Raw genomic sequence first — 19,925 nt, forward strand, 5'->3', positions numbered from 1 at the left:
ACCACGAACCCCCTGTTGCGCTACGCGCGTTGATTCTAAAGTGCACGCAAAGACCTCAGCTGTCGCACGGCTCCCGGAGTTCTCAGGTATCCCGGAGCCCGCTCAGCTCTCGGAGCTCTCACACCTCCCTGGGGGGAACCCATGCCGACTCCCCGGCACAGACGTACCTATCGCATACTCGCGGGCGCCGCGGGCCTCGCCACGGTCGGCGCCCTCGCCGCCGCGCTGCCCGCCAGCGCCGGCCAGGTCACGGAGAAGGGCGCCGGTCACAAGCCCGGCAGCAGCCGCTACCAGGACGTACAGCTGCTGTCGTTCAACGACCTGCACGGCAACCTGGAGGCCCCGTCGGGCTCTTCCGGCCGGGTGACCGAGCTGCAGGCGGACGGCACCACGAAGACCGTCGACGCGGGCGGCGTCGAGTACCTCGCCACCCACCTGCGCGAGGCCCGCGCGGACAACAAGTACTCGATCACGGCCGCCGCCGGTGACATGGTCGGCGCCTCCCCGCTGATCTCCGGCCTCTTCCACGACGAGCCGACCATCGAGGCGCTGAACGGCCTCGACCTGGACGTCACCTCCGTCGGCAACCACGAGTTCGACGAGGGCGCCAAGGAGCTGGCCCGTCTGCAGAACGGTGGCTGCCACCCGACGGACGGCTGTTACAACGACAGCGAGGAGTTCGAGGGCGCCAACTTCCCCTACCTCGCGGCGAACGTGACCAACGAGAAGACCGGCAAGCCGATCCTCAAGCCCTACTGGGTGTGGAAGAAGAACGGCGTCAAGGTCGGCTTCATCGGCGTGACCCTCGAAGGCACCCCGAACATCGTCTCCGCCGAGGGCGTCAAGGGCCTGAAGTTCGGCGACGAGGTCGCGACGATCAACAAGTACGCCAAGGAGCTCCAGAAGCAGGGCGTGAAGTCCATCGTCGCGCTCATCCACGAGGGCGGCGCGCCCGCCTCGACGGCGTACAACTACAACTGCGACAGCCCCGGCGCCGGTGACGGCATCTCCGGCCCGATCGTCGACATCGCCAAGAATGTCACCCCGGCCGTCGACGCGCTGGTCACCGGCCACACCCACCAGGCGTACGCCTGCACGATCAACGACCCGGCGGGCAATCCGCGCATGGTCACCTCGGCCGCGTCCTTCGGCCGTCTCTACACGGACACCACGCTGACGTACGACCGCTGGACCGGCGACATCGCCCGTACCGCGGTGAAGTCCGCGAACCACGTGGTCACCCGTACCGTGGCGAAGGCCGCCGACATGACGGCCCTGATCGACCGGTGGAAGACCCTCTCCGCCCCGATCGCCTCCCGCCCCATCGGCTACATCGCGGGCGAGATCCCCAGCACCGGCACCGAGTCCCCGCTCGGCGACCTGATCGCCGACGCGCAGCTCGCGTACGCCAAGTCCCTCGATCCCGAGGCCGACCTCGCGGTGATGAACCCGGGCGGCATCCGCGCCGGGCTCACCTACGCGGCGAGCGGCAGTGAGGGCGACGGGGTGGTGACCTTCGGCGAGGCGTACACGGTCCAGCCGTTCGCCAACACCGTGAACCTGGTCGACCTCACCGGCGCCCAGGTGATCACCGCACTGCAGCAGCAGGTCAGCGGCCTGAACGAGGCCTCCCCGAAGATCCTGCAGATCTCCGCGGGCCTCACCTACACGCTGGACCTGACCAAGACGGGCGCGGCTCGCCTGGTCGCGGACTCGGTCAAGCTCAACGGCACGGCCATCGACTCCGCCGCCACCTACCGCGTCGCGATGAACTCCTTCCTCGCGGGCGGCGGCGACGGCTTCACCGCACTCGGCCAGGGCGCCAACGTCCTCGTCGGCGGCGACGACCTCGCGGCCTTCGAGTCCTACCTGACGGCCAACTCGTCCGCGACGACGCCGTACCCGGTGCCGGCCGCGAACCGGATCACGATCGTGAAGTAGGAACAGCAAGAAGAGCAGCGGGGCCGGTACGCCTATGCGTACCGGCCCCTTTGTTTTATCCTGGCAATTACCTCGGTAAGTTCCAAGTGAGGCCCGTAATAAGTTCTGTGTGAGCGGTGGGTTGGTTCCCGCTCCGGGCTGAAAATTGTTTTCAGGTGCAATTCATCGAGGTCTAAGGCGAATTGGCGATTTCGGGGTTCGGTGTCCCGTAGTGTTTTCCATGTCGAAAGCGAACAGGGCTTACGGCAAAAGGAATTCAACACACTGTCATCGCAGCGAAAAAGGGAGAACGCCATGAGCTTCCACAAGATCACCCCGGTCAAGAAGAGCAGCAAGGCCGCGCCCAAGCCTGCTCCGAAGAAGAAGGCCACGAAGAAGCCCGCGCCGAAGCGCCCGGTGGGCCAGCAGGGCCGCTAGCAGCCGCTACGAGGCGGGGTCTCCGGAATTTCCCGGAGACCCCGCCTCGGCCATGTTCCGGACAAGGGTCTCGGCCGTGTTCGGACAAAGACCCCGGTCGTGTTCCGGACCGGAAAGGGGAGTTGAGCCGACATGCGGGAAGTCCGCGAGGCGTTCGCACGCTTCTGGCCGCTGACACGCGGCGACCGTAAATGGCTGGTGCTGATCATCGCCTGCGTGATCGTGGCCGCACTCGCCGAGACGGCCTCGATCCTGCTCTTCGCGAATCTCACCGACCACGCACTGCAGCGCGGTCTGCTCCGTGCGTTCTGGGGACCGGCCGGCACCTGGCTCGCGGTCGCCGTGCTCGGCGCGATCGTCGGCTACCTCGGCAATTCGCTCGCCGTGTGGACCGCCGAGAGGTTCGTCCTGCGGCTGCGCGCGAGCGTCTTCCGGCATGTCCAGGACCTGCCCCCCGACTTCTTCCAGAAGCACCGCCAGGGCGACCTGGTCGAACGCCTCACCGGAGACGTCGAAGCCATCGAGCAGATGGTCGTGTCCGGCGTCGTCGGAACCGTCTCCGCCGCCTTCTCGGCCGTCTTCTACGCCGCCGCCGCCCTCTGGCTCCGCTGGGACCTCGCCCTCGTCACCTTCCTCCTCGCCCCCCTCTTCCTCGTCGCCGCCCGCCGCTTCGCCGGCCGCATCAAGAAGTCGTCCCAGGAGGAGCGTGCCGCCGACGGCGCGATCACCTCCGTGGTCGAGGAGTCCCTCGGCAACATCGTGCTGACCCAGGCGTACAACCGCCGCGGCGCCGAGGAGAAGCGGCTCGACACGGAAGCCCGGGCCTGGATGCGGGCCAGCGTGCGCGGGGCGCGGGCGAGCGAGATGTACGAGCAGTTCGTCGAGGTCGTCGAGACGCTGTGCGTGCTCGCGGTGATCGGCCTGGGCGTCTGGGAGATCGCCCAGGGGCGCATGTCGCTGGGCCAGTTGCTCGCCTTCGCCGCCTTCCTCGGGTACCTGTATCCGCCGATCCGCAGCCTCGGCCAGCTCGGACTGACGCTCACCGCCGCGACGGCGGGCGCCGAGCGCCTGGCCGAGATCCTGGACACCGAGCCCGCCGTCACCGACCCCGCCGACCCCGTCCGGGCCTGGCCCGTACGCGGCTGGGTCAGCCTCCACAACACCTCGTTCCGCTACCCCGGCGCCGAACGCGACTCCCTCGACGACGTGACCTTCACCGCCGCACCCGGCGAACTCGTCATCGTCACCGGCCCGAGCGGCGCCGGAAAATCGACGCTCTCCAAACTCCTCACCCGCTTCTACGACCCCACCTCGGGCGTGATCTGCCTGGACGGAGTCCCGCTGGCCGACGTACCCCTGGAGTTCCTGCGCGAGAACGTCGCGCTGCTGCCGCAGGAGACCCTCATCCTGAACGGCACGATCCGCGAGAACATCGGGTGCGGACGGCCGGGAGCCTCCGCGGCCGACATCGAGCGGGCCGCGGCCGACGCCTTCGCGCACGACTTCATCAGCGCGCTCCCCGACGGCTACGACACGGAGATCGCACCCGGCACGGCCACCCTCTCCGGCGGCCAGCTCCAGCGCATCGCCATCGCCCGCGCCATGCTGCGCGGCGCCCCCGTCCTCGTCCTCGACGAACCCACCACTGGCCTCGACTCGGTCGCCGCACGCCGGGTGGTGCAGCCGCTGCGACGCCTGATGGCGGGCCGTACGACCATCATGATCACGCACGATCTGAGCCTGGCCCCCGACGCCGACCGCATCCTCGTCGTGGACGGCGGACGGTTGGTGGAGGAGGGCACCCACGAGGAGCTGATGGAGCGGCGCGGGGCGTACGCGCGACTGGCGACGCCGGAGCTGGGGGGCTCGGGGGTGGCACTGGGCTCTTCGGTGAAGACGCCGGCCGACTCGACGCTGGTGCTCGGCGGCTACTTGATCCCGAGTGTGCCGGGCCTCGCGTCTGCGCCCGGCGTCCCGTACCTGCCCGAGGACGCCTCGGGCGTCCGGAGCGTGTAGCCAAGACCCCGCACGGTGTGGATGAGCCGGGGTCCGCCCCGGTGCTCCATCTTCCGGCGCAGATACATCACGTACACGTCCAGCGTGTTGGACGCCGGCTCGAAGTCGAAGCCCCACACCGCCTTGAGGATCTGGGCGCGGCTGAGGACCTTGGCCGGGTGCCGGAGCAGGTACTCGAGCAGGCCGTACTCGGTCTTGGTGAGGTCGAGGGGCCGGCCGTCGCGGGTCACCGTGTGGGCGCGCAGATCCATGGTGACGTCGTCGAAGGCGAGCTGGTCGCCGGGGCGCGGCGCGGCCGGCTTCCGCTCGGGGCTGCGGCGCAGCAACGCCCTTACCCGCGCGAGGAGTTCCTCGGTCGCGAAGGGCTTCATGAGGTAGTCGTCGGCGCCGTTGTCGAGGGCGACGATACGGTCGCCGACGGCGTCCCGGCCGGTGATCATCAGGATGGGCACGGTGAACCCGGAGGCTCTGATCCGCCGCGTGGCGGCCAGTCCGTCGAGGCCCGGCATGGTGACGTCCATCAGCACCAGGTCGGGCAGCCCGTCCACCCCGGCGACCAGATCGAGGGCCTCCCGGCCGTCCCCGGCGAGAACGGTCTCGTACCCCTCGAACCTGAGCAGTCTGTCGAGCCCCTCTCGTACGGCCTCGTCGTCATCGGCCAGCAGGATCTTCCGCGCCATCCGTCAAACGTGTAACGGGGGGCTGTGGGAGAGCTTGGAGAGGGGTGTGGGGAGGCTGGGGGTCGGGCCGCCCTCCGGGCAGCCGGCGCCGGCCGTCCTGACGCTCATCGCCCTGCGCTCCGCGCGGAACACGATGACGTACGGGACGATCAGGACAGAAGGAGGTACGTCATGCGAGTAGCGGTGGCAGGCGGGACCGGGATGGTCGGCCGGTATGTGGTCGAGGAGCTGGCCGCGGCGGGGCAGGAGCCCGTGGTCCTCGCCCGGTCGCGGGGAGTGGACCTCCTCTCGGGCGGCGCGGGGCTCGACGAGGCGATGGAGGGTGCGGAGGCGGTCGTCGACGTGAGCAACGTGGAGACCATGAGCGCCAAGAAGGCGGTCCCGTTCTTCGACACCGTCGGCCGCAACCTCCTGGACGCGGGTTCACGGGCGGGCGTACGGCACCACGTGGTGCTGTCGATCGTTGGCATCGAGCGGGTCGGCCACGGCTACTACCAGGGGAAAGTGCGCCAGGAGGACGTGGTGAAGGAAGGTCCGACGCCGTGGACCGTGCTGCGTGCCACGCAGTTCCACGAGTTCGTGGAGCAGATCCTCGACCGGATGCCCAAACCCCTCGCGGTGGTGCCCCGGATGCGGACCCAGCCCGTCGCGGCCCGCGAAGTGGCCCAGCACCTCGTGAAACTCGCTCTGGCCCCGGCGCAGGGCATGGCCCCCGAGCTCGCCGGACCGCGCGTCGAGCAGCTCGTCGACATGGTGCGCCGGCTGCTGCGGGCCCGGCAGCAGCGCCGACTGGTGCTGCCGGTGAGGTTGCCCGGCCCCGCGGGTGCGGCCATGGCGGGCGACGGTCAGCTGCCGCTCGGACCGGGGCCCCGGGGCAGCCAGACCTTCGACGAATGGCTCGCCGAGCATGTGGGGAGTACGACGACGCCGTGACCACGCCGTCCGGACCGGCCAGGACCCCGCCCCCGGGACCCCTGGGACCCCCGGCGCCCTGAGGGCCGAGCGGCGCAGACTGCTCGACCTCGGGTACCGGATGCTCGACAACTCCCGCCGAACGCGTCGCCTTCGTCCTCCACGACATCTTCGGCATGCCGTTCACCGAGATCGCGGAGACGGTGGGCCGGACCCCCGGCCGCCAGCTCGCATCCTCCGCCCGCCGACCTCGACGCCCTCGTCGCCGGTGGCCCGCTTCGTCCTCGGCCTCATGCGCAGGGAACCCGAGATGGAACTCGTCGAGGACGACGTCAACGGCACCACCCTGAAGCGCCGTCACACGCCGATGTCGACCCCCGTCCCGGCCGGCAGCCACCGGAAGCGGTCCCTGATGTCGGCGGGGGCCGCGGCCAGTCGGCGTTCCACGGCCGCGCGGTTCTCCTTGAAGTGGAGCCAGCCCTCGTAGTGGACGGGGAGGGCGGTGTGCGGGTCGAGCAGGCGGCACAGCTCGATGGCCTTGGCGGCTGTCATCGAGTAGCGGACCGGGCCCGTCAGCCGGAAGCGCACGCCACCCAGGTGCAGCAGGGCCGTGCCCACGTCGAAGCGGCGCGCGACCTGTCGTACGCCGTCGTGGAGGACCGTGTCGCCCGAGATCCACAGCACCCCGTGGCGCTGGCCCTCCCAGCGCAGGGCGAAGCCCGTCACCTCGCCCGTGACCGGGCGGGACAGGGGCGGGCCGTGGCGGGCGGGCGTGGCCGTGATCTCGATCGTCGGGCGGGAGGGGGATTCCAGGCGGTACGTGGTCCACGGGGCCAGGGCCCGTGCGTTGCCGCCGAGGCGGCGGGCGCCGGCCCGGGTCGTCAGCACGATGCCGGCGGACGGCAGCAGGGCACGTCCGGCGGTGTCCAGGTTGTCGCCGTGGTGGTCGTGGCTGAGCAGAACGGCGTCGATCGGGGGGAGTTCGGCGGTGCTGAGTGCCGGTCCTGCGGTCTTGCGCGAGGAGGTTCCCCAGCCGAACGCGTAGCGGTTGCCCGGCGGGTCGAAGGTGGGGTCGGTGAGCAGGCGCCAGCCGCCTGCCTCGATCAGGGTGGTCGGACCGCCTATGTGGGTGATGCGGGTCTCTGTCATGCGCGGGTCTCTGTCATGTGCGGTTCCCTCCCCGGGCCGGGGACGGCCGATGTGCGGCCGTCCCCGGTTCCCTCGCGGTCCTCTATCGGGCGTGGGCCAGCGCCCATGAAAGCGCGTAGTCCGCGATCTCCTCCCAGCCGGGCGAGGCCGGCATCAGGTGCGGCTGACCCGGATACACCTTCACCTCGGTGACGGTGTCCGACTTGTAGTGCTTGGCGTTGGACGCCTGGACCTTGGGCGGCATCAGGTGGTCCAGCTCGCCGGAGAGGAACAGCAGCGGCGCACGGTCGTCGTTGTGGTAGTTCACCCAGATGTCCTGGTGGCCGGGCTGGAGGTTGGCCAGCACGCTGTTCCACAGGATGCGCCCCGACGCGGGGACCGCGTAACGCTCGTACAGCGCCCGCGACTCCTCCTCGGTGAACGTGTTGGTGAACGCGTAGTGCCACTCGTCGTGGGTCAGACCGACCGCCTTGTGATGGTTGGCCGGGTTCTTGAGCACGGGGAACGTGGACTTCACCTGGGTCAGCGGGACCACCGAAACGCCCTCGGTCGGCGCGGAGTTGATGGCCACCCCGGCCGCGCCGAAACCGTGGTCGAGCAGGACCTGGGTGAACGCCCCGCCCGCCGAGTGGCCGATCAGGATCGGCGGCCTGTCGAGCCCGCGGACCACGTTCGCCAGGCTCTCGATGATCTGCGGGGCGGTGATCTTCTCTATCGGGGCCGGGTCGGCGTTCAGGGACTCGACCTCCACCTCGAAGCCGGGGTAGGCGGGCGCGAGCACGCGGTAGCCCTGCTTCTCGTAGCGGTCGGCCCAGTGCTCCCAGCTGCGGGGCGTGACCCAGAAGCCGTGGATCAGGACGATGGTGTCCGGTGGTGCACTGCTCATTGGTCTTCCTTCCGGTCGGGCGGTGCGCCGGTCAGACGGTGGCGCGGTGGGCGGCCAGGATCTGGCGGACGACGACATCCGGGCGGGACATCATCACGACGTGCGAGGCGCCCTTGACCTCGACGGTCGTGCTTCCGGCACGCTCGGCCATGAAGCGCTGGAGCGCGGGTGGGATCACGTTGTCGGCGGTGGGGATCACGAACCAGGACGGCAGGCTCTTCCAGGCCGGTACGCCGCTGCCGGCGCCCAACCCGCCCACACTGCCCGGCCGTTGGGCCGCCGCCATCACCCTGGTCGTGGCGGGCGGCAGGTCCTGGGCGAAGACGTCGTGGAACTTCGCCGGATCGATGTAACCGTCGAGCCCGTCGCGGGTGCCGTCCGGCAGGGGGACCGGCAACGGGAACGGACGGGTCAGCAGCGCGCCCTGCAACTGGCTCCCCGGGAACATGCCGGCCAGCTGCAGCGCGCTCTCGCCCTCGTCGGGCGCGAAGGCACCGACGTACACCAGGGCCTTCACGTGTCCGTGCCCGCGCCCGGCGTTGGTGATGACCTCGCCGCCGTAGGAGTGGCCGACCAGGATGACCGGTCCGGTGATCGTGTCGATGACGCTGGAGACGTAGGCCGAGTCGCCCGCCAGGTCGCGCAGCGGGTTCGCGGGGGCGATGACCGGGAAGCCGGCCTTCTGGAGGCGGGCGATGGTCTCGTTCCAGCCGGAGGCGTCGGCGAAGACGCCGTGGACGAGGACGATGGTCGGTTTCGGTCCGGAGCCTGTACGGGGGGTCGCCGAGGCGGTGGTCGCGGCGGCGCCGGTGAGCGTGAACGTGCCGGCGGCGAGCAGCCCGCCGAGGACGCGGCGGCGGGGATGGGCGTTGGAGGTCAAGGCGTGGTTCCTTCCGGGTCAGGAGTTGAGGAACTCGAGGAGATCGGCGCCGAGTTGATCCTTGTGGGTGTCCGTGATGCCGTGCGGCGCGCCCGGATAGACCTTCAGCGTCGCGTTCTTGACGCGGGCCGCCGAGGCCTTGCCGCCGACCTCGAAGGGCACGACCTGGTCGTCGTCGCCGTGGATGACGAGCGTGGGCACGTCGAAGGCGTCCAGGTCGGCGCGGAAGTCGGTGGCGGAGAAGGCCGCGACGCATTCGTAGGCGCCCCGGTGCCCGGCCTGCAGACCCGCCAGCCAGAAGGCGTCCCGGACGCCCTGGGAGACATTGGCACCGGGCCGGTTGTTCCCGAAGAACGGGCCGTCGGCCAGGTCCCGGTACAGCTGCGAGCGGTCGGCGAGCGAACCGGCGCGGATCGCGTCGAACGCCTCGACCGGTACGCCGCCGGGGTTGTCGTCGGTCTTCAGCATGAACGGAGGTACGGCGGACACGAGCACGAGCTGCGCGATCCGGGCGGTGCCGTGCCGGCCGACGTAACGGGCGACCTCGCCGCCGCCGGTGGAGAATCCGACGAGCGTCGCGTCACGCAGGTCGAGGGTGTCGATGAGGGCGGCGAGGTCGTCGGCGTAGGTGTTCATCTCGTTGCCGTGCCAGGTCTGGCTGGAGCGGCCGTGCCCGCGCCGGTCGTGGGCGATGGCCCGGAAACCGTTCGAGGCGAGGAACAGCTGCTGCGCCTCCCAGCTGTCCGCGTTCAGCGGCCAGCCGTGGCTGAGCACGACCGGACGGCCACGGCCCCAGTCCTTGTAGTGGATCTGTGCTCCGTCTGCGGCGGTGACATAGGGCATGCGGGGGTGCTCCCGTCTGCGGATTCGGATGCGACCACCCGATCTTCGGCGGGGGCGGGCGGTGCTCGAATCACGTGGAGCGCGTAGTCGTGACCGGGGCCCAGGTGGCTGCCAGGTGTCCCGGCGTGCCGGTGCTCAGAGCTCCGGCGCCCGGTCCAGCTGCCGTCGGGACGTGACATCGAGCTTCCGGAACACCTTCCGCAGGTGGTAGTCGACGGTGCTCGCGCTGATGAAGAGCTGGGCGGCGATCTCGGCGTTGGTGGCGCCGCCCTTGGCGAGCCGCGCGATGGTGAGTTCCTGCGGGGTGAGCGCGCTCGCCGCCCCGGCCGTCCCGCGCTGCGGGCGCTCCCCGGTGGCGGCCAGCTCCTGGGCGGCGCGGGCCGCGTACCCGGTGGCCCGCATCCCGTCGAACATCCCCACCGCCGTACGCAGTTGCTCGCGCGCGTCCTTACGGCGCCTGCGGCGGCGCAGCCACTCCCCGTAGAGGAGATGGGCGACGGCGAGATCGGCGCGGGCACGGGTGGCGGACAGCAGGGTGACCGCCTCGCGGTACAGCGGCTCGGCTTCGCCCGGCGGGGCGAGGAGGGCCTGCGAGCGGGCCAGCAGGCCAAGGGCCCACGGGGTGCCGGAAGCCGTGGCACGGGACGTGAGCGTCCGCAGAGTGGCGGTGGCCAGGACGCGGTCGCCCGAGCGTACGGCCGCCTCGACCAGGTGGGGGAGGAGGCGGGAGTGCACCGCGAGCACATCCTGATCGACCAGCTCGTGCGCGATGGTGCGGGCCTCGGCGTAGTCGCCGCGGCTCAGGGCATGGATCGTCATGCCGATGCGGGTGATGGACTCCATCACGCCGTTGCCGAGCGCCCTCGCCGACTTGATCGAGCCGCGGAGAGTCTCGTCGAGTCGGTCGACGCCCCCGTGCCAGGCGAGCAGTTCGGGATGCTGGTAGACCTCCCATTGGGGGGTGGTCGCCCCCATCGCCGCGCGGACCTGATGGCCCTCGGCCGCCAGGGCGTCGGCGGAGGGCAGCCGGCCGAGGGTGGTCTCGGCCATGGCCGCGCAGAACAGGATGATGTTGAGATGCCACAGGGCTCCGGCCCTGCGTGCGACGGCGTCGGCACGCAGGAGCAGGGCGGAACGTGTCTCGTGGTCCCAGAGCATGGTGGAGAACCAGACGCCCAGCTGGTACCCGTGCAGGAGTTCCTCGTCGGTGGTGTCCGCGGCGAGCAGTGCGTCGAGGGCGCCGCGTAGGTGGGGCACGGCCTGTTCGTAGCCCCCGGTGGCGAGCACGGCGAAAGCGTGCAGCAGGCGGTCGACCGGTGTCGGCGGGTCGGGAACGCGGGCCCGGGCCAGCGCGGCCGCGGCGATGTCGGAGGGCGTTGCCTCGGGGGCGAGGTGGCGGGCCGTGAGCGCCCACTGCGCGGCCCGCAACAGTGCTTCGCGGGCGAGCTCCGGTGCCTGCCCGTCGAAGGACGCCGCGGCCGCCAGGCACAGCGTCGCCGCCTTGGCGTGCGAGTCGGGCTCGCCCAGGCCGTTGAGGGCGCCGGCACGCACGAGCAGCGCGCGGCCTCGCGGGACGTCGCCGAGAAGTTCCAGGCTGACGGTGTCCAGCAGCGTCCTGGCCTGCAGCAGCGCTCCGCCGGTGAACGCGGCCTCGGCCGCCGCCAGCAGCCGCCCGGCCCGGACCTCGCCCCCCGGCGTCAGCTCGGCGGCCCGGGTCAGGAAGGTGGCGCGGGCCGCGTATCCGCCGCGCGCCCCCGCCCGGTCCGCGGCTCGCTCCACCTCGGCGGCCACCTCCGCGTCCGGCCCGATCGCGGCCGCCGCGAGATGCCAGGCCCGCCGGTCGGTGTCCGCGGGCCGGTCGGTGACCTCGGCCAGCGCACGGTGGACGCGCCGCCGCGCCACGCTGGTGGCACCGCCGTACACCGCGGACCGCACCAGCGGATGCCGGAATTCCACGGCCGCCCGCAGTGTCACGAGCCGTACGGTCTCGGCGGGCCCGGAGTCCTCGGGGCCGCCGCCGAGCTGCCGCGCCGCGCTCGTGACGTACCCGAGGTCGCCGCCCGGCTCGGCCGCGGCGAGCAGCAGCCAGGTCTGTGTGGGCTGCGGCAGTTCGTGCGCTTGCCGGAGGTAGTGCTCCTCAAGCCGACCGCCCACGGGCAGCGGTTCGGGCAGCGCGAGCCCTCCGGAGAGCTGGTCGGCGGACAGTTCCTGCCCGAGGTCGGTCAGCGCGAGGGGGTTGCCTCCGGTGGCGGCGAGGATGCGCGCGCCGACCCGGGAGTCCAGCGGCCCGGGGACGGCCTCGGTCAGAACCTGGAGCGCGAACTCGTCCTCCAGTCCGCCCACTTCGGTGACGGGCAGCCCCGCGGGCACCTCGAACCCGGTCCGCGCGGCGAACAGCAGCCCCACCCCCTCGGCGTGCACCCGCCGCCCCACGAACGCCAGCACCGCCAGCGACTCACCGTCGAGCCACTGCGCGTCGTCCACACAGCACAACACCGGCCGCTGCTTGGCGACTTCGGCGAGCACGGTGAGCGCTGCGAGCCCGACGAGAAACCGGTCGGCGGGCGGCCCGTCGGCCAGCCCGCACGCCACCCGCAACGCCTCATGCTGACTGGCGGGCAGCGCCCCGGACTCCTTGAGCCCGTCGAGCCCGCCCAGCAGCGGAATGAGCAGCCGGTGCAGAGCGGCGAAGGCGAACCCCGCGGCCTCCGGCTCCACCCCCGCGACCCGAACCACCCTCAAGTCGGACGCCTCGTCCGCCGCGTGCTCCAGCAGCACGGTCTTCCCGATCCCCGCGTCCCCCCGCAGCACCACCACGCCGCTCAGACCTTCACGAAGATCCCCCACGAACCGTGTCAGCGCATGCCGCTCTTCGACCCGCCCCTTGAGCACCACGCCCGCACCCTTCGCCGGTGCTCCACATCCTGCACAGTTACGGCCGGATTCACGTGGAACATCCAGAAGTGCGATGCCTCGCTCCGCTTGGTTACGCCACCTCGGGCGGAGGCGTGGGCGCCCCCGGCAGCCGGATCGTCGCCACCGTGCCGCCGCCCTGGGCGGGCGTCAGGGACACCTCGCCGCCCGACTGCTGCACCGTACGCGCGACGATCGACAGGCCCAGGCCCGAGCCCGGCAGCGCTCGTGCGCTCGGGGAGCGCCAGAAGCGGTCGAAGACGTGCGGGAGATCCTCGGTGGGGATGCCGGGGCCGTGGTCGCGGACGGTGAGTTCGCCGTCCTTGAGGATCACGTCGATGGCCTCGCCGGGCGGGCTGAACTTCACCGCGTTGTCGAGGATGTTCACGATGGCCCGCTCCAGGGCGGACGGCTCCGCCCGTACGTACCAGGGCTGGATGTCCGCCCTGATCGTCAGCTCCGGGCCGCGCAGGCGAGCACGGCGCAGCGCCGCGTCCACCGTCTCCTGGAGCGCGACCACCTGAAGGCGGTCCGCCTGCTGCCCCGCGTCCGAACGCGACAGGGTCTGCAAGTCGCCGATCAGCGAGGCCAGTTCGGTCATCTGCGCGGTGACCGACGACAGCAGCGCCTTGCGGTCCGCCGGGGGGATCGCCCGGCCCGTCTCCTCGCTGCGGGCCAGGAGCTCGATGTTGGTACGGAGGGAGGTGAGGGGGGTGCGGAGTTCGTGGCCGGCGTCGGCGATGAGCTGTTGCTGCAGCTCGCGGGAGTTCGCCAGCGACGCGGTCATCGAGTTGAAGGAACGGGAGAGGCGGGCGATCTCGTCCTCGCTGTCCTCCTCGACGGGGATGCGGATGGACAGGTCCTCCGTGCGGGCGACGTGCTCGACCGCCTCGGTGAGCTTGTCGACCGGGCGCAGGCCGGCACGGGCCACCGCCAGGCCGGCGGCTCCGGCGCCGACCACTCCGATGCCGGAGACGAGGAGGAGGATCAGGGCCAGCTCGTTGAGGGTGGACTGGGTGCTCTTGAGGGGGGTCGCGAGGAGCAGGGCGACGGGCTGCGAGTCGGATGAGTCGACCCCCAGGTACAGGGTCAGCACGCGTACCGCGTTGCCGTTCTCGTCGGTGCCGCTGCGGATGAAGACTTCGCCGCTCTTCCTGCTCTTGATCACGTCCTTGTCGGAGCTGGTGACCTTGACCGTGCCCTCCGAGCTCGGGTCGACGCAGGGGTCGCCCTCCTCCTTGATCAGCTGGACATAGCCGTTGTGCCGGATTCCCTCGGGGTTCTCCTGCGGAGTCGTGGTGCAGTTCTGGAGGAGCGACTGGATGGTGCCGGGCCTGCGCACCAGTTCCTTCAGATCGCTGTCGACCTGGTCGTACAACTTCCCCTGCACGATGAACCAGCAAGTGACCGAAACCGCCGCCACCCCGAACGCCACCGCCGCAGCCACCAGCATCGACAGCCGAGCCCGGATCGGCAGGGACCGGAACCGGCGTACCACCGATTTCACTCCGCGCCGCCCGACCGCAGCACGTACCCCACACCCCGCACCGTGTGCACAAGGCGCGGCTCTCCGCCCGCCTCGGTCTTCCGGCGCAGGTACATGACGTACACGTCGAGGGAGTTGGAGGACGGCTCGAAGTCGAAGCCCCAGACCGCCTTGAGGATCTGCTCGCGGGTGAGGACCTGGCGCGGGTGGGCGAGGAACATCTCGAGGAGGGTGAACTCGGTGCGGGTCAGTTCCACCTGGCGGCCGGAGCGGGTGACCTCGCGGGTCGCGAGGTCCATGCGCAGGTCGCCGAAGGTGAGGGCGTCGTCCTCGGGGGCACCGACCGCGGCGGCCGCGTACGAGCTGCGCCGCAGCAACGCCCGGACGCGGGCGAAGAGTTCGTCGAGTTCGAAGGGCTTGACGAGGTAGTCGTCGGCGCCGGCGTCGAGCCCGGTGACGCGGTCGCCGACGGTGTCGCGCGCGGTGAGCATGAGGATGGGCGTGGTGGTGCCCGCGCCGCGCATCCGGCGGGCGGCGGTCAGACCGTCCATCCTCGGCATCTGGATGTCCAGGACAACCAGGTCGGGCTGGTACGCGGTCGCCTTCTCCAGCGCGTCCGCTCCGTCGACCGCGACCTGGGTGTCGTATCCCTCGAAGGCGAGGCTGCGCTGGAGTGCTTCACGTACAGCCGGCTCGTCGTCGACGATCAGGATGCGCTGGGTTTCACGGTCGCCTTCGGCGGGGCTCATGGGCTCGGGTTCCTCGGGTGCGGTGGGACGGGGCCGGTCGCTTTCAGCCTCGCACGTTTCCGGGCTGCGTCGTAGGGCGGAAAAGGATCAGCCCCATGGACGGACGGGGCATCAGCCTCGTACGACGGTACGGCGGCGGGCCGGGGTCCGGCGGGTCCGGTGGGCGGCGGCCGTGGACACCTCGGGCGCCCGGTTCACCGGCGCGTGCAGCTGACGGGCAACTTCCAGGGCCAGGCCGAGCCCGGCCGGGTCGCTGCCGACGGTGCTGTGCGAAACCTGCTTGATCTGCTGGATCATGTCGAACTCCTTGCTCCGGCGCCGGGGGGCGGCTCAGCTGTCAGAGCCGCCGGCGCGCAGGGTGGCCAGGTCGGACTTGACGGTGTTGATCGGGATGGCGAAGCCGAGGCCGACGCTGCCGGCGCTCGAGCTGGAGGTGGCGTCGGCGGCGGAGTACATCGCGGAGTTGATGCCGATGATGTTGCCGTTCATGTCGATGAGGGCGCCGCCGGAGTTGCCCGGGTTGAGAGACGCGTCCGTCTGGAGCGCCTTGTACGTCGTCGTGGACGAGCCGGTGTCGCCGTTGAACTGCTGGCCGCCGAACTCGAACGGCCACTGGCCGCCGCTGCCGCCGCTCTGCCCCTGGCTCTCGTCCGTGGAGACGGTGACGTCACGGTTCAGAGCGGAGACGATGCCGCTGGTGACGGTGCCGGTCAGGCCCTCGGGGGAGCCGATCGCGACGACCTCGTCGCCGACCTGGACACCGGAGGAGTCGCCGAGTGTCGCGACCGTCAGACCGGAGGGCGCGTCCTGCAGCTTGATCAGCGCAAGGTCCTTCGCGCTGTCGGTGCCGACCACGCTCGCGGTGTACGACTTGCCGTTGCTCAGCTGCACCTTGATCGAGGAGGCGCCCGAGACGACGTGGTTGTTGGTGATGATCTCGCCGTCGGTCGTGATGATCACGCCGGAACCGGTGGCCTCACCGGCGTTCGAGGAGGCGGTGATCTCGACGATGCTCGGGCTGACCGCCTTGGCGACGCCGGCGACGGTGCCCTTGTCGGCGGTGGGTACGACGCTGGTGCTGGTGCTGCTCGACACGGTGTCGTTGCCGGTCAGCTCCTGGATGCCGTACGCGGTGCCGCCGCCGATGGCCGCGGCGACTATCGCCACGGCGGCGAGGAGGGCCAGCGGACCCTTCGCGCGCTTCTTCGGGGTGTGGTGGGTGGGGGGCACGGGCTCGGCCGTGAGTACGGCGGTGCTCGCCGCGGCCGGCTCGGGGTAGCCGCCGAAGGCGCCCCCGCCCTGGCCGCCGTCGCCACCCTGACCGGAGCCGGAGCCCGGCCACACGGTGGTGCCCGGCTCAACGGCGACGGGCTCGGCCGGCCGGTGCGCCGGCGGGGGCGGCCACTCGGGGTTCACGGGGGAGGAAGCGTGCTGCTGCTGGGGGTACGCGGGCTGCTCGTGGCCCTGAACATACCCGGACTCGTCGCCCTGCTGGGGGTGCTCGTACTCGCCGCTGCGGCGGAAGCTCTCGGTCATGGAACAGAGCCTGTCGCCCCATCATGAGAGCTCCCTGAGCGCCCGCTGAGAACCCCGATAGAAGCTCGTATGCCCGATATAAAGACGCGAGGGGCCCGTAAAACAGGGGTTCAGGTGAGGGAGCGCCCTTCAGGGGCGCGGGGAACTGCGCGACCAGCCACAGCGCACCCGCAGTCAAAAAACCGCCCCCCAGCGGAGCTACTCGCAGCCGCAGGACCGCCGCACCACGAGCCGCGAAGGAAACACCTTCAACCGCTCCCGCCGGGACCCGGCAACCCGCAGCCCGTCATCAAGCACAAGATCAACAGCCGCCCGCGCCATGGCCGACCGGTCGGACGCGATCGTCGTCATCGGCGGATCGGTCAACGCCGCTTCCTTGACGTCATCGAACCCCGCCACGGCAAGCTGCCCGGGCACATCGATCCGCAGCTCACGAGCCGCCCGCAGCACGCCGATCGCCTGGTCGTCGGTGGAGCAGAATATGGCGGGCGGCCGATCGGGCCCGGCAAGCAGCTGAAGCCCGACCTGGTAGGCGTCGTAGCGGTTGTACGGCGCCTCGAAGAGCCGCCCCTCCGTGGAGACGCCGGCCTCCTGCATCGCGCGCCGCCAGCCCTCGACGTGGTCGGAGACCGGGTCGCCGACGGTCGGAGTCTCCGCGATACCGCCGAGACAGGCGACGTAGTCGTACCCGTGCTCCAGCAGATGGCGGGTGGCGAGCTGGGCGCCGCCGATGTCGTCCGTGACGACCGCGACGTCGTCGATGGCCTCGGGCCGCTCGTGCAGCAGCACGACGCGGGCGTCCCAGGCATCGATCTCGGCGGCAGCGTTGTCATTGAGCGCGTGGCTGACGAGGATCAGCCCGGAGACCCGCATACCGAGGAAGGCGCGCAGGTAGTGGACCTCGCGCTCCGCGATGTAGTCGGAGTTGCCGACAAGCACCATTTTTCCGCGCTCGGCGGCGGCCTGTTCGACCGCGTGCGCCATCTCCCCGAAGAAGGGCTGGCGTGCGTCCGGCACGATCAGGCCTATGAGCTCGGTCCTCCGCGATGCCATGGCCTGGGCGACCCGGTCGGGCCGGTACCCCAGCTCCTTGATCGCGGCGAGAACGCGCTCGCGCGTGGCCGGGGCAACCGGCCTCGGTCCATTGTTGATGACATAGCTGACCACGGCGGTGGAAGTACCCGCCAGCCGCGCCACATCATCCCGAGTTACCTTGGCCACGCGCGGAGTCTACGCGGATGGACCTACCGCTGGGCAGGCCGTACGGCGACTTCCTGTGCCGGAGCTGTGGCCTCCGCGGAGTCGACGGCGTCGAGGTGCGCCGTCTCGTCCGCATCCTCCGGCTTTGGCTGGGCCGCCTTGGCCTTCGCCTCGTCCGTGGGGCGGTCCACCTTCTCCGGCGTAACGAATCGATAACCGACGTTCCGGACGGTCCCGATCAGCGACTCGTGCTCGATTCCGAGCTTCGCGCGCAGCCGTCGTACGTGGACGTCGACCGTCCGCGTACCACCGAAGTAGTCGTAGCCCCAGACCTCCTGGAGCAGCTGGGCGCGCGTGAACACGCGGCCCGGGTGCTGCGCGAGGTACTTGAGGAGCTCGAACTCCTTGAAGGTCAGGTCGAGGACCCGGCCCTTGAGCTTCGCGCTGTACGTCGCCTCGTCCACGGAGAGATCGCCGTTGCGGATCTCCATGGGGGAGTCGTCGTTGACGATCTGCTGCCGGCCCATGGCGAGACGCAGCCGCGCCTCGACCTCGGCCGGACCGGCGGTGTCCAGCAGGACATCGTCGATTCCCCAGTCGGCGGTGACGGCCGCGAGACCGCCCTCCGTCACGACGAGGATCAGCGGACAGCCGGGTCCCGTGGAGCGCAACAGCTGGCAAAGGCTGCGCACTTGAGGGAGATCACGGCGTCCGTCGATGAGAATGACGTCGGCACCCGGGGTGTCGACGAGAGCGGGGCCTTCCGCCGGAGCCACTCGCACGTTGTGCAGGAGCAGGCCGAGAGCGGGAAGCACCTCCGTCGACGGCTGAAGGGCATTGGTCAGGAGCAGAAGAGAACTCATCGCGCCCCACCTGCCTGGGTCGTCTTACGGCCTTGCACGTTTCGCTCGCCCATAACGTCGGTTCCTCCTCGGTCCCTGCGAGGACGTTTGCGGCACTGCTCGGTACTCGCGTCTCCCGCGCCCCTGGGAGCCGCTATGCGTTCGTGGCCTTCGTACACCTGCGGTTTCCCGCTTCGTATACAACGGTTAAGAAAGCACAAAAGGACCCGGGGGCTACTCTGCCCGAGTCCTCTGGCCGTCAGAATAGCCCACATGAGCTCAGGTTCGGCAGGTCAAGTCACGGGATCTCCCCATCGTCCATCCCTTGAGACGACCCGGCGCACCCCTTTGCGGAGGTTTCTGCGTACGGTCGACGACGTCACGATCGATGCGGCGTACGACCCTGGAACGCGGCCATCCGGTGACTTGGCGATCGTCGTCGCGCACGGTTTCACGGGCGATCTGGACCGCCCGCACGTGCGCCGTGCGGCGGACGCCCTGGCCCGGAATGCGGCGGTCGTCACTTTCTCCTTCCGTGGTCACGGCAGATCCGGCGGCCGGTCCACCGTCGGCGACCGCGAGGTCCACGATCTGGCGGCCGTGGTCGCCTGGGCGCGGGAGCTGGGGCACGAGCGGGTGGTGACCGTCGGCTTCTCGATGGGCGGTTCCGTGGTGCTGCGGCACGCGGCGCTGTACGGGGCGGCGGGGCAGGAGCACGGGGGGCGTACGGAAGCGCGTACGGACGCGGTGGTTTCGGTGAGCGCACCGGCCCGCTGGTACTACCGGGGGACGGCCCCTATGCGGCGCGTGCACTGGCTGGTAACCCAGCCGATGGGCCGCGCCGTCACCCGCTGCTACCTGCACACCCGGATCCACGGCCGCGGCTGGGACCCGGTCCCCGCCTCCCCGGTCGAATCGGTCCCCCTGATCGCGCCGACACCGCTGCTGATCGTCCACGGCGACATCGACGGCTACTTCCCCGTGGACCACCCGCGGATGCTGGCCGAAGCCGCCGACGGGCACGCCGAACTGTGGCTCGAGCGGGGAATGGGTCACGCCGAGCATGCGGCCGACGACGAGCTGCTGGCCCGCATCGGGGAATGGGCAGCCACCCACGCGGGCTAGCCTGACCGTGTTCACAGCGACCACTGAATTGACGACCGACCACTGATTCACGACCGACCACTGATTCGCGACTGACTGAGGAACGAGATGGCAAAGGGCACGGTGCGGTACTGGGCCGCCGCCAAGTCCGCGGCCGGCGTCGCCGAGGAGCCGTACGAGGCCGAGACCCTCGCCGAGGCGCTCGACGCGGCCCGCGAGCGACACCCCGACGAACTCCCCCGCGTCCTGCGGCGATGCTCGTTCCTCATCGACGGTGACCCCGTGGGGACCCGCGGGCATGAGACGGTACGGCTGGCCGAGGGCGGCACGGTCGAGGTGCTCCCGCCGTTCGCAGGAGGGTGACCGAGACG

Annotated in this window: 18 protein-coding genes and 1 pseudogene; 7 read left to right on the plus strand and 12 right to left on the minus strand. The window is 70.7% G+C overall.

Annotated features, from left to right (window positions below; all coding sequences use genetic code 11):
* Positions 1 to 141 precede the first annotated feature (141 nt).
* The 3 genes from OG266_RS23700 to OG266_RS23710 all read left to right on the plus strand — a co-directional run bounded on the left by OG266_RS23700 (position 142) and on the right by OG266_RS23710 (position 4,374).
* Positions 142 to 1,941, plus strand: coding sequence for a bifunctional UDP-sugar hydrolase/5'-nucleotidase (locus OG266_RS23700; protein ID WP_266459246.1), 1,800 nt, complete (start codon positions 142 to 144; stop codon positions 1,939 to 1,941).
* A gap of 294 nt (positions 1,942 to 2,235) precedes the next feature.
* Positions 2,236 to 2,358 carry a hypothetical protein gene (locus OG266_RS23705; protein ID WP_266459256.1) on the plus strand — a complete coding sequence of 41 codons (123 nt, stop codon included), beginning with the start codon at positions 2,236 to 2,238 and terminating at the stop codon, positions 2,356 to 2,358.
* A 132-nt stretch (positions 2,359 to 2,490) separates the two neighbouring features.
* Complete coding sequence (locus OG266_RS23710; RefSeq protein WP_371548270.1) at positions 2,491 to 4,374, plus strand: ABC transporter ATP-binding protein; 1,884 nt, start codon at positions 2,491 to 2,493, stop codon at positions 4,372 to 4,374.
* On the opposite strand, the gene OG266_RS23715 is transcribed toward OG266_RS23710, so the two are convergent.
* Complete coding sequence (locus OG266_RS23715) at positions 4,287 to 5,054, minus strand: response regulator transcription factor (protein ID WP_371548272.1); 768 nt, start codon at positions 5,052 to 5,054, stop codon at positions 4,287 to 4,289. The genes OG266_RS23710 and OG266_RS23715 overlap by 88 nt on opposite strands.
* 171 nt (positions 5,055 to 5,225) lie before the next feature.
* On the opposite strand from OG266_RS23715, the gene OG266_RS23720 reads away from it, so the two are divergent.
* Together OG266_RS23720 and OG266_RS23725 are read left to right on the plus strand one after the other, a co-directional pair.
* Positions 5,226 to 5,987 (plus strand): SDR family oxidoreductase, encoded by a 762-nt coding sequence (locus tag OG266_RS23720; RefSeq protein WP_371548273.1) that lies wholly within the window; start codon positions 5,226 to 5,228, stop codon positions 5,985 to 5,987.
* A gap of 104 nt (positions 5,988 to 6,091) precedes the next feature.
* Positions 6,092 to 6,235: pseudogene (locus OG266_RS23725) on the plus strand (sigma factor-like helix-turn-helix DNA-binding protein); the annotation flags it as partial.
* 88 nt (positions 6,236 to 6,323) lie between these two features.
* On the opposite strand, the gene OG266_RS23730 reads toward OG266_RS23725, so the two are convergent.
* The 11 genes from OG266_RS23730 to OG266_RS23780 all read right to left on the minus strand — a co-directional run bounded on the left by OG266_RS23730 (position 6,324) and on the right by OG266_RS23780 (position 18,471).
* The gene (locus OG266_RS23730) at positions 6,324 to 7,115 is read right to left on the minus strand and encodes an MBL fold metallo-hydrolase (RefSeq protein WP_371548274.1); all 792 of its coding nucleotides are present in this window, start codon (positions 7,113 to 7,115) and stop codon (positions 6,324 to 6,326) included.
* Positions 7,116 to 7,197: 82 nt separating this feature from the next.
* The gene (locus tag OG266_RS23735) at positions 7,198 to 8,001 is read right to left on the minus strand and encodes an alpha/beta hydrolase (protein ID WP_326722199.1); all 804 of its coding nucleotides are present in this window, start codon (positions 7,999 to 8,001) and stop codon (positions 7,198 to 7,200) included.
* A gap of 31 nt (positions 8,002 to 8,032) precedes the next feature.
* Positions 8,033 to 8,881, minus strand: coding sequence for an alpha/beta fold hydrolase (locus OG266_RS23740; protein ID WP_371548275.1), 849 nt, complete (start codon positions 8,879 to 8,881; stop codon positions 8,033 to 8,035).
* Positions 8,882 to 8,899: 18 nt separating this feature from the next.
* Positions 8,900 to 9,724 carry an alpha/beta fold hydrolase gene (locus OG266_RS23745; RefSeq protein ID WP_371548276.1) on the minus strand — a complete coding sequence of 275 codons (825 nt, stop codon included), beginning with the start codon at positions 9,722 to 9,724 and terminating at the stop codon, positions 8,900 to 8,902.
* A gap of 135 nt (positions 9,725 to 9,859) precedes the next feature.
* On the minus strand, positions 9,860 to 12,619 hold the full coding sequence (locus tag OG266_RS23750; protein ID WP_371548277.1) for an AAA family ATPase: 2,760 nt from the start codon (positions 12,617 to 12,619) through the stop codon (positions 9,860 to 9,862).
* A gap of 91 nt (positions 12,620 to 12,710) precedes the next feature.
* Complete coding sequence (locus tag OG266_RS23755; protein ID WP_371548278.1) at positions 12,711 to 14,144, minus strand: ATP-binding protein; 1,434 nt, start codon at positions 14,142 to 14,144, stop codon at positions 12,711 to 12,713.
* Positions 14,141 to 14,872, minus strand: a complete 732-nt coding sequence (locus OG266_RS23760) for a response regulator transcription factor (RefSeq protein ID WP_266459274.1) — start codon at positions 14,870 to 14,872, stop codon at positions 14,141 to 14,143. The genes OG266_RS23755 and OG266_RS23760 overlap by 4 nt, the downstream gene beginning before the upstream one ends.
* A 111-nt stretch (positions 14,873 to 14,983) precedes the next feature.
* Positions 14,984 to 15,169: a hypothetical protein gene (locus OG266_RS23765; RefSeq protein ID WP_266459277.1), complete on the minus strand. Its 186-nt coding sequence runs from the start codon at positions 15,167 to 15,169 to the stop codon at positions 14,984 to 14,986.
* A gap of 33 nt (positions 15,170 to 15,202) precedes the next feature.
* A complete protein-coding gene (locus OG266_RS23770) occupies positions 15,203 to 16,408 on the minus strand; it encodes a S1C family serine protease (RefSeq protein ID WP_371548279.1) in 1,206 nt (401 codons plus the stop codon).
* 198 nt (positions 16,409 to 16,606) lie between these two features.
* Positions 16,607 to 17,629, minus strand: coding sequence for a LacI family DNA-binding transcriptional regulator (locus tag OG266_RS23775; RefSeq protein ID WP_266459282.1), 1,023 nt, complete (start codon positions 17,627 to 17,629; stop codon positions 16,607 to 16,609).
* A 23-nt stretch (positions 17,630 to 17,652) separates the two neighbouring features.
* Positions 17,653 to 18,471: a response regulator transcription factor gene (locus tag OG266_RS23780; protein WP_266459285.1), complete on the minus strand. Its 819-nt coding sequence runs from the start codon at positions 18,469 to 18,471 to the stop codon at positions 17,653 to 17,655.
* A 252-nt stretch (positions 18,472 to 18,723) separates the two neighbouring features.
* Here OG266_RS23780 and OG266_RS23785 point away from each other — a divergent pair, with 252 nt between their 5' ends.
* Both OG266_RS23785 and OG266_RS23790 read left to right on the plus strand, forming a co-directional pair.
* Positions 18,724 to 19,575: a S9 family peptidase gene (locus OG266_RS23785; protein WP_266459288.1), complete on the plus strand. Its 852-nt coding sequence runs from the start codon at positions 18,724 to 18,726 to the stop codon at positions 19,573 to 19,575.
* Positions 19,576 to 19,662: 87 nt separating this feature from the next.
* Entirely contained in the window at positions 19,663 to 19,917 is a 255-nt protein-coding gene (locus tag OG266_RS23790) for a MoaD/ThiS family protein (protein WP_266459291.1), read from the plus strand.
* Positions 19,918 to 19,925 lie beyond the last annotated feature (8 nt).

Source organism: Streptomyces sp. NBC_00554, from assembly GCF_041431135.1.
Taxonomy (GTDB): Bacteria; Actinomycetota; Actinomycetes; order Streptomycetales; family Streptomycetaceae; genus Streptomyces.

What these genes read in the sequence shown, in the direction of transcription:
- OG266_RS23700 (WP_266459246.1), top strand. Translation starts at nt 142, where the DNA reads ATGCCGACTCCCCGGCACAGACGTACCTATCGCATACTCGCGGGCGCC.
- OG266_RS23705 (WP_266459256.1), top strand. Translation starts at nt 2,236, where the DNA reads ATGAGCTTCCACAAGATCACCCCGGTCAAGAAGAGCAGCAAGGCCGCG.
- OG266_RS23710 (WP_371548270.1), top strand. Translation starts at nt 2,491, where the DNA reads ATGCGGGAAGTCCGCGAGGCGTTCGCACGCTTCTGGCCGCTGACACGC.
- OG266_RS23715 (WP_371548272.1), bottom strand. Translation starts at nt 5,054, where the DNA reads ATGGCGCGGAAGATCCTGCTGGCCGATGACGACGAGGCCGTACGAGAG.
- OG266_RS23720 (WP_371548273.1), top strand. Translation starts at nt 5,226, where the DNA reads ATGCGAGTAGCGGTGGCAGGCGGGACCGGGATGGTCGGCCGGTATGTG.
- OG266_RS23730 (WP_371548274.1), bottom strand. Translation starts at nt 7,115, where the DNA reads ATGACAGAGACCCGCATCACCCACATAGGCGGTCCGACCACCCTGATC.
- OG266_RS23735 (WP_326722199.1), bottom strand. Translation starts at nt 8,001, where the DNA reads ATGAGCAGTGCACCACCGGACACCATCGTCCTGATCCACGGCTTCTGG.
- OG266_RS23745 (WP_371548276.1), bottom strand. Translation starts at nt 9,724, where the DNA reads ATGCCCTATGTCACCGCCGCAGACGGAGCACAGATCCACTACAAGGAC.
- OG266_RS23760 (WP_266459274.1), bottom strand. Translation starts at nt 14,872, where the DNA reads ATGAGCCCCGCCGAAGGCGACCGTGAAACCCAGCGCATCCTGATCGTC.
- OG266_RS23765 (WP_266459277.1), bottom strand. Translation starts at nt 15,169, where the DNA reads ATGATCCAGCAGATCAAGCAGGTTTCGCACAGCACCGTCGGCAGCGAC.
- OG266_RS23770 (WP_371548279.1), bottom strand. Translation starts at nt 16,408, where the DNA reads ATGACCGAGAGCTTCCGCCGCAGCGGCGAGTACGAGCACCCCCAGCAG.
- OG266_RS23780 (WP_266459285.1), bottom strand. Translation starts at nt 18,471, where the DNA reads ATGAGTTCTCTTCTGCTCCTGACCAATGCCCTTCAGCCGTCGACGGAG.
- OG266_RS23785 (WP_266459288.1), top strand. Translation starts at nt 18,724, where the DNA reads ATGAGCTCAGGTTCGGCAGGTCAAGTCACGGGATCTCCCCATCGTCCA.
- OG266_RS23790 (WP_266459291.1), top strand. Translation starts at nt 19,663, where the DNA reads ATGGCAAAGGGCACGGTGCGGTACTGGGCCGCCGCCAAGTCCGCGGCC.